The following is a 2,025-nucleotide window of genomic DNA, read 5'->3' as shown; positions in this document are numbered from 1 at the left end:
CCCAACAGGCGCCCGCGCCGGCCGCGCCCGCGGCCACCCCGGCACCGGCACCGACCACGCCGCCGCGGCTGATCGTCGCGATCTCGGTCGACCAGTTTTCCGCCGATCTGTTCCAGCAATATCGCAGCCATTTCACCGGCGGCTTCGCGCGGCTGCTGACCGGCGCGGTCTTCCCTTCGGGCTATCAGAGCCATGCCGCGACCGAGACCTGCCCGGGCCATTCGACGATCCTCACCGGCATGCGTCCCGCGCACACCGGCATCGTCGCCAACAACTGGATCGACCAGTCGATCGCCCGCCCCGACAAGACCGTCTATTGCACCGAGGACGAGACCGTCCCCGGCACCGACCACAACACCTACGTCGTCAGCGACAGGCATCTCAAGGTGCCGACGCTGGGCGAGATGATGAAGGCGGCGCGCCCCGCCACCCGCGTCGTCTCGGTCGCGGGCAAGGATCGCGCCGCGGTGATGATGGGCGGCCACAAGGTCGACGAACTGTGGTGGTGGGACGGCAAGACCTACAGCAGCTATGCCGGCCGCGCCGTGCCGCGCGCGGTGCAGCGCGGTCGCGACGCAGTCGCCGCGCTGATCGCCCGGCCGCAGGAGGCGCTGCCGCTGCCCGCTTTCTGTCAGCCGCTGAACCGGCCGATCACCGTCGCCGGCACCGTCTACGGCCAGGGCCGGTTCGAACGCGCCGCGGGCGACCTCAAGGCGTTCCGCGCCTCGCCCGCCAGCGACGCCGCGGTCTTCGCGATCGCCGCCGGGCTGATCCAGGACATGAAGCTGGGCCAGGGCCAGACCACCGACATCATCGACATCGGCGCCTCGGCGACCGACTATATCGGCCATTCGCTCGGCACCCAGGGCACCGAGATGTGCATCCAGATGGACCAGCTCGACCAGACGCTCGCCGGCTTCTTCGCCGCGCTCGACAGCTGGAACCTCGATTACGAGGTGGTGCTGACCGCCGACCACGGCGCGCACGACATGACCGAGCGGCAGCAGCAGCATGCGATGCCGATGGAGCAGCACGTCTCCGCCGACGCGTCGATCAAGACGGTCGACGCCGCGGTATCGGCGGCGCTCGGCCTCAAGGGGCCGGTGCTGGTCGGTGCCGAGGGCGACGTCTATCTCGCCAAGGGCCTGTCGCCCGCCAACCGTGCGCGTGTGCTCGCCAAGGCGCAAAAGCGCTTCGCCGCGCAGCCGCAGGTCGCCGCCGCCTTCACCAGGGCACAGATCGCCGCCCAGCCGTTCGCGACGACCCCGCCCGAGACCTGGACGCTGCTCGAACGCGCCCGCGCCTCGTTCGACCCGGACGTCTCGGGCGACCTACTCGTCCTGCTCAAGCCGCGCATCACGACGATCGAATCGCCCGGACCCGGCTATGTCGAGACGCACGGTTCGCCGTGGGACTATGACCGCCGCGTGCCGATCCTCTTCTGGCGCAAGACCATGCCCGGCTTCGAACAGCCGCTGTCGGTGGAGACGGTCGACATCGCCCCGACGCTGGCGGCGACGATCGGCCTGCCGGTCAAGGGCCTCGACGGCCGCTGCCTCGACCTCGACCCCGGCGCCGCGGATACGTGCGCGCGGTGATGCGCGCGCCGGGGCGGCTGCGGGAGCAGAACCTCCCGAAGCGCCCATGTACCCCGGCGGAGGCCGGGGCCCAGTCGGGAAGGCCGCTGTAAGGTATCGTAAACCTCCACCCAACTGGACCCCGGCCTCCGCCGGGGTACGCTCAAGTTCTAAGCCGACCGACTGTCGCGACCTAGCCGGGATCGACATTCATCGTCGTAGCGTAATTCCTCCCCCGCCAGGGGGAGGTGGCATGCCGCAGGCATGACGGAGGGGGAGGTAAGCGACACGTCTGCTCCGTGTCCTCCCCCTCCGTCAGCGCATTGCGCTGCCACCTCCCCCTGGCGGGGGAGGAGTTTGCCAGAATGTCGATCCGGCTGACGCCACCTTCCAGCCCACCCCCAACCGTTCGCCCTGAGCCTGTCGAAGGGCAGGTGGGTCCCACCCA

Annotated in this window: 1 protein-coding gene; it reads left to right on the top strand. The window is 70.1% G+C overall.

Features of this window, described 5'->3' with window-relative positions; translation table 11 throughout:
• On the top strand, window positions 1–1,598 hold a 1,598-nt coding region (locus FFS23_RS19870), incomplete at its 5' end, for an alkaline phosphatase family protein (protein ID WP_249340776.1).
• Between the last annotated feature and the right edge of the window lie 427 nt (window positions 1,599–2,025).

It is taken from the genome of Sphingomonas sp. 2SG (assembly GCF_005503285.1).
GTDB lineage: Bacteria > Pseudomonadota > Alphaproteobacteria > Sphingomonadales > Sphingomonadaceae > Sphingomonas > Sphingomonas taxi.
The sequence above is the reverse complement of the archived record's forward strand: the minus strand, read 5'-3'. Positions and strand labels throughout refer to the sequence as shown.